Here is an 8,453-nt window from a genome sequence, read left to right on the forward strand (position 1 = left end):
GTATGGCAATAGTACGTGATTTGCTGAATCAAGTTTGGCTAGAATTCCGCAAGGTTGGAATTTCTTATGACCTTGTGATTATTGAGCATATCGCTGCATTTTTACTAGAAATTAACAATCTAGAATTTCCTGATGAAGGGCTGAAACCTAGAAAACCAAATCAGGCAAATTTGAACATAGAGAGAATCAAACAACTCCTCGAAAAAGCAGCAAATATAGTAGGAGGATATGCAAAACTTTTAGACCGTCATATAATTTACTATCTGCCTAATATGATTGCAGGTGGAGGCTACCCCACACCTCGACATATAGTTAAAATTATGATTTCTCTTGCTCAAATTGAACCAATCCATAGCCTAGCAGATTTTGTTTGTGGTAGTGGTGGATTATTAGTAAATCAAGCTCATAAACCTCAAGGAATGAATGTCGGTGTTGATATTTCCTCAGAATGGGCAAGAATTGCTTTTGCTAATGTTAAACTCCACGAATTAAATGTTTTAATATTTAATAGCAACGCTTTAACATTTGAAGAATGGGCAACAGCAGCATACAATAAGTTTCAACAGTATGATTTTCAAAGTAATATTTCTAATAAAGAATTTTTAAAATCATTTTTTGAACAAGCATCTATTAAAGACAATAAAATAAACTCTTTAAGTTTTGACAGGATTCTAATCAATCCTCCTTTTGGTGCAAAGATTGATACAACATTAGCAGAGTTCAGCTTTAAGCAAAAAGTCAGCAGTCGTAGCGAAACTGTATTCTTAAATCTAGCATTACAAAAATTATCTCCAAATGGACGTGCAGCAGTTTTAGTTCCATCTGGAGTTTTATTCAGTAATAGCACATCTGAGAAAAATCTGCGTCATCAATTAGTTAATGAAAATTTTCTTGAAGTAGTAGTTTCTTTTCCAAAAGACGCTTTTCAACCCTATAGTTCCCTGCAAACGCATTTGCTGCTATTTAGCAAAGTAAAACCTTCAAAAAAACATCTAACTTGGTTTTTTCAAATTGAACAAGATGGTTATCCAGCAGGTAGGGGACGTGATTTAACTCAAGAACCTTCTCAGCCTAATGATTTACCTTTTTTAGAAGCAGTCTGGACAAAGCATAACTCTGATTTTGATACTTTATTCCCTAATGCAACTAACCCACAACTTGGGATTAAATGGATAACAGATGATGAAATTTGTATAGGTGTAATTTGTCAAGGTATAGGAAATAACCTAGAAAATATTACATATCAACCTTTTGATTCTCAAACAGGTCAACAATCTCCTCTTTTACTGGTGGAAGTGGGCGCAGATCCACCTCATCAGCGAATCAACTTGCAGATACCCTTAGATTTCTTACATAATTCTGATAATAACGAACAATTAGAAACTGACGAAGAAGAAACAGAAACCGATATAGATATAGAAGAATCAAAAGCAGAAGAAAAAGCCAAGCAAGTAGTTCAGTTACTTTCGCATCCTGTCAAAGCTGTAGCCATTTCCTTCTCGCCAGAAAAACAAATTGTTACTCTAAATCATGTACTGCTAGGGGTAGCTGTTGCCAAATCTGCAATACAAGAACAAGCTTATGACCTGCGTCCAGAAACCTATATTAGAACCCAAACTGAATCAAATAGTATTGAATCTCCTACAGCCCTTTTAGCAAAAATTTATCGCAATCAACGACAATTAGCCCAACGTATTGATAATCTTTTTGGTCATTTAGAGTCACCACCGATAGCAACCCAAAAATTGCCTCCTCCTCTACAAGCAGAAATTCAACCTTTTAAGAACTTAAGCCCAGAACAATTCAAAATTTGGCAGAAAGTATGTGAAAAAACAGAGGTAGTGACTGATAATGAAACAAATAATTATCATACAGCAGCATTATTTACCCTTGAGGAATTAAATAATCCTGATGTAGATGAACCAACAGATGTTACTCGCTCAACTATTGATCTTTTAGAGCGTATGGGGGTTATAGTGCCTGTAACTATAGCAGACCCAAAAACTAATGAACCCCTCCTGTTCTATCGTCGCGTTACCCAGCGAGATATATGGGATTTAGACTCAGGTATATTAAATTCAGGGGAGGAAACCAGATGAAATTACATCGACTCTATTTGGAAAGTTATCAGGTTCTCCGTAACTTAGAAATTTATTTCAGTCCTCAAGCAGAAAACGTTTTCCCTGACCCACCTTCTTATAGTCTAGATTTCTTAGTTGGTGTCAACGGTACTGGCAAGTCAACTGTCTTGCGTGTATTGTTTGACTTAATGCGGAAGCTAGAGCGTCATGCTCCCATTGAGTACGGCTTTGAATTAGAGTATGAATTGGGAGAAACCGACACCAAACGTCACATCAAGCTTTCCAATTTTCCAGAAGAAGCAGAATTTCCAGAGTTTGACACTGAAGGATTTTCACCACTTGGGGAATTGAAAGTTTGGGAAAATGATACAGAAGTGCAACTCAGCCATAATGTTTTACCAGAAATGGTTGTTGCTTTTACGACAGGTAGCGAAACAGCTTGGAAAAAACTTGATGAAATTCAGGCACTTAATGGTGAATATTTAGAAGCAATACAAGAATTATCTTTACTTGATCGAGCAATACGAGAAATTCCTGGTAAACCACCTTGTTTTTATACATTAGAAAATTTCCAACTAGAAGAAGAAAGTCGATTTTTATTTATTGAAACTCATCAAATTTCCCTTGTGACTCTTTGTGGTTTATTAGCTGATTTAGCTCAAAACCCGGAGAATAGACGTTTAGAAGAAGTGCTGCGAGGAACTAAGGGAAATATTGATAAGGGTGCTAATGTAGAGGCGATAGCAGGTTTTTCCCTCAAATTTCGGATGACCCAAGGTACGACTAGCCAAGCAGACCGAGATGAAGTAAAAAGACTCGCACACTTTGCAACGCGTAAATTACGCTTAGGTAGTGATTATCTTCTAGTATTTGACCTAGTAACTTCAGGAAATTCTACAGCTCAGGCAATAATTGAAGAATTTTCAAGTGGGCTACAGCTTTTTACAATCTTAGCTCGATTAGACAAAATCGGTGATGATGGTCAGTCTGTGTTAAGAGAAGTCAATATTTTTTTAGAGCGTTTTGGATCAGATAATGATGAAAATAAGGAAGATCACCCTCCCTTACTTTTGTTTGACTGGCTGAGTGATGGTGAGCGCAGCTTTTTGGGTCGAATGTGCCTGTTTACACTATTGGGTGAAACTGAAGCATTAATTTTACTAGATGAACCAGAAGTTCACTTCAATGATTTCTGGAAGCGTAAAATTGTTTCTCTCCTAGATAAGACTCTAGAGGGAAGACAAAGTCACGTTTTAATTACAACACACTCTAGCATTACTCTCACTGATGTGTTAGAAGAAGATATTGTCATCCTTAATCGTCTTGCAAGCTATACTGAAAACGCTAGAAAACCTGACCTCAAAACTTTTGCGGCAGACCCAAGTGATATCATGGTTCATGTTTTTCATGCGCCACATCCTGCGGGTCAAAGAAGTGTCTCATATATTCAGCGCATACTATCAGAGCCAACTAATGGAAACCTGAAAGAACGACGGCACACTTTGGAAAATCTGCTCTCAGTGGTTGCTCAGGGTTACTGGAGTTATAAAATACGTCGGGAGTTGCTAGAAATCGAGCCAGAATGATTCATGATGTTTATCTACCAGAGTTAACCCGTAAGCGACTGACGGATATTGTAGTTTTACAAATTTGGTTGTTATTTTACGCAGCTTCTAACTCCACTTTAGACCAAACTAACTGCGGTGATCGCTTGAATCGGTGTCCTAGATTTAGCGGAAGAGGAGACAAAATAGCTAAATGGATATGGCAAGCAGCAGAAAGCAGGCTCAAACCTCTTCAAATTTTTGCACAAGATTCTACTCTTAGTAAAGAGAAACGCAAATGGGTCAAGCAACTTGCTTGTGAAGCATTTAGACTTCTTAAGAAACCTAGCGGTATCCTTGAGCCTCTCGCTCCTCAAACCATAACTCCTTGGCAAGAAGCAGCATCTAATTTTTTAATCGGATTCTACGAAAACGTTTTACGAGAAGCTGCTAGTCCAAGAAAAAGAAACTCTGGTTTTCCAGAATATATATTTTCCGGGGATAATCCTTCTAGCTTTGGAGCGCAAGATTTTTTGAAAGCATTTCAAGCAACAAATCCCACATTATTTATTTGTCCTGCTTGTGATGAAGCTAAATACAGTACAAAAGCAGGAGATATTAGAACAGATATTGACCATTATTTACCAAAAAGTAAATACCCACATCTAGCTTGTCATCCTTATAATTTAGTACCAAGCTGTCTTGCTTGTAATCAAAGAATAAAAAAAACAACTGACCCCTTGACCTGCCAAAGAATTAGTCTTAGTTCTAGACGTAAGCTAGAAGATATATTTTGCTTATATCGAGAACCTGGATTGTGGAATCAAACGTATTTAGAAGTTAGTATTAAAAGTCAAAATCTGCCTACACAAATAGGCTTACTAAAGCCAAAGATAGGATTAAATATTGGTGATAGAATAGATGCCCTACAAGAAACTTATCGAGTACCAGAACGTTGGAGCGAACAAGTAAATGAAATAGAACCACATATTTATCGAAAGATTGAAGCTCTCCTAACTGCTTTCCATGTTTCTTTAGATGACTCACAAACTCTACTTGACTGCTTCGATTATTCACTAGGTAAAGAATATATAGAAGAACGGGGTCAACAGCCATATTCGGTTCCTAGAGCTTGGCTATTAGCTGCATTAATCAATGAAACTGAAGAAGTATTTAATAACTCTTCAACTTCTGAAGTTAAATCATCAGCTTTGATGGATGAACTAAAAATTAGATTAGGACAAACAATGGATAACTTGTCTATAGAAGAACCAACTACAGTAGACTTATTCAAAAAATCTAAAGCCCGCTCAAGCATTAATAACGCTAGAAACTTGAGAAAAACTGTAAATAATAATGTGTAATCACAAAAATAATTTTTGTTGATTTACAAATCTTGTGCATTTTTTTGAAATCCCAAATTATAGATCACTTGTTTCCGTATCAGTCTAATTGTTCCACCATCTTGAGCTTTTCCATCCCTACAGTCACGCCCTAGCCCGTGCGGCGATCGCACCTCACTTTTAAAATCAATCCCCCACCGGAAACCGCCGCATCATCTCCGCAACTGCCACCGCCTCACCATCGGGTGTATACACAACTTCACCCGACATCGCAATCACAATCCTGTTTTTCCTAGCCCAATTAAACCAAGCAACCACACCAGACTTGGCCTGTTGCGCCTCCGGTTTCCTGCCTTCTTTACACGCAGCGACGAATACAGCTTCCGGCGATTTAATGCCCTTCCAAGTTCGGAGTGCTTCTTTCAAGTAAGCGATCGCTCCTGGTACATTCTCCCAGCACCGCCTAACCGTGCGTTGAATCTCTGCATTGAGCCGAAATTGCGGAGTAAAAGGAATCTCCCTTAATTGCTGCAACACTTCCTGAATCTCTTGGTTGCTCGGCTGCACTGATTTTTCTACAGGCTCGGTGTAATCATCACCAAAGTCTTCATCATGAAAATTCGACGCAACCGGGGCGGCGGAAAAATGATCCTCATGAGTATTTGTCTCGGTAGTCGAGTCAAGGGGTTCTATGTCTTCAACGAAGCGATTAGTCTGGAGTAACTCTGGTTTTGAGGTTTGACAAACCCCTTCCTGGTCATAGTCTAAATTTTCGGTTTCCACTTCCTCACTTTTTTCAAGCTCAACAGCAGAGTGTTGTTGTGAAGCGAACTCTTTGGAGGGGAACTCTTTGATATGATCTGTTGCCTTTGAACAGATCGATGCGTTCAAATCGCTCACATCGATCTGCTGATTTTCGCAAATCCGATTCCACAGGGCTTGTACGTTTTCAACGTTAACAGTGAACCAGTTGGCCTGATACCATGTTTTTTCACTGTGTCGGCAAACATCAATCAACTTAAATTTATCCCTCAAGTTAGAGATCGCCCGTCTGATGGCGGATATTTTCAGGAAAGGCAGTGTTTGACCCCAATCCTTGAGCGTTTTCCAAAACCAACGTCTACCATCACGCTTGATGTGCTTGGAAATCAGACAATAGTAATGAATCTGCTGGTGGAGTATTACCGCTTCGGTTAAACCAATCTCTGCGGCTAGTAGAGGTGGAACCAACAGAGGGGATTCTGGAGTAATTAATTTACTGGTCATATTTTTACCCAACGTCTAAAACGGCATATTTTTTTGGTCTTCTTCTGGAGCTTGTGACCAAAATTCACGAAGTTGTTGGCGTTTTGCTGCTTGGAATTGCTGTTTCTCTTCGGGCGATACTTCACCGACTAATTGCGCTATCTCAGCCCGTTGTTGTTCTTTCAACTGCTCAACAGTGACAGAGGGTAGGGCTAACGGCTCAGTTTGACTCTGCTGGGAGGGGCGGAAGTTGCGGCGACGGAACAGAAAACGGAAATGGCGTTTATCTTGTAGAGGTAGCGATCGCCAGACTTCGGCATCCCAACCAGGGGGTATAAAGTCTGATGATGGAGGTAGCAGCGTTTGTACTTGCGCTTGTAGCTGGGTGATTGCCTGTTGCATTGCAGGAATAGCTTGGAGCAATGCTAACTGTTCACTACTAAATGACTGTGGGGTATAGCCAGTTTGTGACCAAATAAACACCCTTGTTCCGGCTCTGGCTACCATGCGGTAATTGTTAGCTGCGGTTTGTTTACCTTTATATTTCCGGGCATCCATCGCGTAGTATTCCAGCACTGCATGACAAAGTTCGTCAATCACGAACAAGCTATTTTGAGCATCATTCGTTATGAGCCTCCAGTCATTGCCAGCTAAATGTTTCAGCGATTCTGATAAGTCGTTCGTTATGGGGTCACAATCACGAATCTTGTTTAGTAATTGGGTGATAGCGGGTTGGTCTACACCGCAGAAATTAGCTAAAGCTGTGACGGTCATTCCGCTTACACCGTCGTTAGTGCGGGTGCAAAATCCTAACTCGTCCTGAATTTGAAACGTAATCGCATTCATAAATATTTCTCCAATTTTTGACGCATGAAAATATCGGCAGCACTTGAGCCGTACTGCATTCAGTTGTTTTAAAGATGTGATTGTGAGTTGTTATTTACTGGTTTGTTTCTTGCCAGAACCGCAACTCATCTTTGAAATAACGGTCAGTCTTTTTCGGGTTGTCTTTCCAGTGATCCCACGCCACCCAAACTTCCAAACCCATATCTTCAATAACTTCACCCTTAGCGTTGTATAAAGCGCGGTAAGGATCAGCATGGGCAACGATAGAACCTAGCCCGATCACTTCACCATCAGAAGAACCAGAATCAGCAGGGTTTTCGTCAGGAACCATTGGTTCCGTAATGAGTGAGGATTCGGCTTTCTCAAGGGCAGTGATTAACTCTGTCTCTTGTGGGGTCAACTCTGCCCAGTAGTCAGCTTTGATAACCTCGTATTCCTGGGCCACTTCCAGATAATCCCACCAACTACACCTAGGCTTGGCAAGCACAGCCCGAATATCGCTCACTGCTTGGGGTATTAGTTGTAGCTGTTCAGCCCGATATGCGATCGCGCTTGGTGTTGGTTCACTGCCCAGAATTAAAGCCGCAGCTTGTAAGGCTTGGGTGTTGTTCATGGCACTGGCGAGATTACCCAAAGCTATACCCATCAGTCGCAAGCATTCGGTGGCGTTTTCTTTTGGTGGTTCAAGAGCAAGCGATCGCAGGTCTATTGTTTTATTCAGAGCTTGCTTGACTTCCTTGTTCAGTGCTTTGGTTGCCTGTTTAGTGAGAGTATTACCCCACTCCTGAGCAGGACGTTCTTCTACAGCACGTTCCAATTCCTGAATACGTTTTTGTAATCGCTGGTTCTCAAGCTCTAGCTGTCTTAGCCCTTCCAACTGGGAGAGCCGTTGCTGTAACTCGATGTTTTGCTGCTTCTGTTGATCAAACAGCTGTCGCAAAGTGGCCAGTTGTTCTTGTACCTGTTGTTCTGCCAATTCAGCGGCTTCTGTTTGCAAACCAATTCTCAAGTCTTGCTCCAGCCGTTCCAATTCCTGCTGATGCTGCTGTTTTAGTTGCGCGATCGCTTCGGCGTATTCTTTGGGGTAAGTTCTTTCGGTGGGGAATGACTCAATTTCGTCATTACTCAAATCCGCATTGTTCACCAGTTCCCTCTCACCATCCTCAAAGGTGACAATCTGCTGCCTTTGATTGGGTGGATCGGCTGAGATGGTTCCTGATTGCCCGTGTCTTGGATGAGTTGGTGACGTAACCGTGACGGTGGCAACTTGAGGAACCATTGGTTCCTGATTTTTTTGGCGTGGAAGCCGAGGAACCACTTTATTTGCAGCTACGGCAAAGGGGTGAACGAAAAAAGGTGTGGGGAATAAAAAACAGGTTAGCGTAGATAGTACG

At 40.8% G+C, this 8,453-nt stretch carries 6 protein-coding genes; 3 read left to right on the forward strand and 3 right to left on the reverse strand.

Annotated features, from left to right (window positions below; all coding sequences use genetic code 11):
* The first annotated feature begins 2 nt into the window (after nt 1-2).
* From AC5JL8_RS29340 to AC5JL8_RS29350, 3 genes are read left to right on the forward strand one after another with little or no spacing between them, the layout of a single operon-like run.
* Nucleotides 3-2,099 (forward strand): HsdM family class I SAM-dependent methyltransferase, encoded by a 2,097-nt coding sequence (locus AC5JL8_RS29340; RefSeq protein ID WP_495883205.1) that lies wholly within the window; start codon nt 3-5, stop codon nt 2,097-2,099.
* Nucleotides 2,096-3,667: an AAA family ATPase gene (locus tag AC5JL8_RS29345; protein WP_495883206.1), complete on the forward strand. Its 1,572-nt coding sequence runs from the start codon at nt 2,096-2,098 to the stop codon at nt 3,665-3,667. The genes AC5JL8_RS29340 and AC5JL8_RS29345 overlap by 4 nt, the downstream gene beginning before the upstream one ends.
* On the forward strand, nt 3,664-4,989 hold the full coding sequence (locus tag AC5JL8_RS29350; protein ID WP_495883207.1) for an HNH endonuclease: 1,326 nt from the start codon (nt 3,664-3,666) through the stop codon (nt 4,987-4,989). Before AC5JL8_RS29345 ends, AC5JL8_RS29350 begins: the two co-directional genes overlap by 4 nt.
* 165 nt (nt 4,990-5,154) lie before the next feature.
* Here AC5JL8_RS29350 and AC5JL8_RS29355 read toward each other — a convergent pair whose 3' ends face one another.
* The 3 genes from AC5JL8_RS29355 to AC5JL8_RS29365 all read right to left on the reverse strand — a co-directional run.
* The gene (locus AC5JL8_RS29355) at nt 5,155-6,234 is read right to left on the reverse strand and encodes a hypothetical protein (RefSeq protein WP_495883208.1); all 1,080 of its coding nucleotides are present in this window, start codon (nt 6,232-6,234) and stop codon (nt 5,155-5,157) included.
* Nucleotides 6,235-6,249: 15 nt separating this feature from the next.
* Complete coding sequence (locus AC5JL8_RS29360; protein ID WP_495883209.1) at nt 6,250-7,059, reverse strand: hypothetical protein; 810 nt, start codon at nt 7,057-7,059, stop codon at nt 6,250-6,252.
* Nucleotides 7,060-7,153: 94 nt separating this feature from the next.
* Nucleotides 7,154-8,453, reverse strand: a 1,300-nt coding sequence (locus AC5JL8_RS29365) for a hypothetical protein (RefSeq protein ID WP_495883210.1), incomplete at its 5' end; no start/stop codon positions are given.

The organism is Mojavia sp. (genome assembly GCF_059505145.1).

Excerpts from the sequence above, each read along its gene's own strand:
- AC5JL8_RS29340 (WP_495883205.1), top strand. The coding sequence starts at position 3 with ATGGCAATAGTACGTGATTTGCTGAATCAAGTTTGGCTAGAATTCCGC.
- AC5JL8_RS29345 (WP_495883206.1), top strand. The coding sequence starts at position 2,096 with ATGAAATTACATCGACTCTATTTGGAAAGTTATCAGGTTCTCCGTAAC.
- AC5JL8_RS29350 (WP_495883207.1), top strand. The coding sequence starts at position 3,664 with ATGATTCATGATGTTTATCTACCAGAGTTAACCCGTAAGCGACTGACG.
- AC5JL8_RS29355 (WP_495883208.1), bottom strand. The coding sequence starts at position 6,234 with ATGACCAGTAAATTAATTACTCCAGAATCCCCTCTGTTGGTTCCACCT.
- AC5JL8_RS29360 (WP_495883209.1), bottom strand. The coding sequence starts at position 7,059 with ATGAATGCGATTACGTTTCAAATTCAGGACGAGTTAGGATTTTGCACC.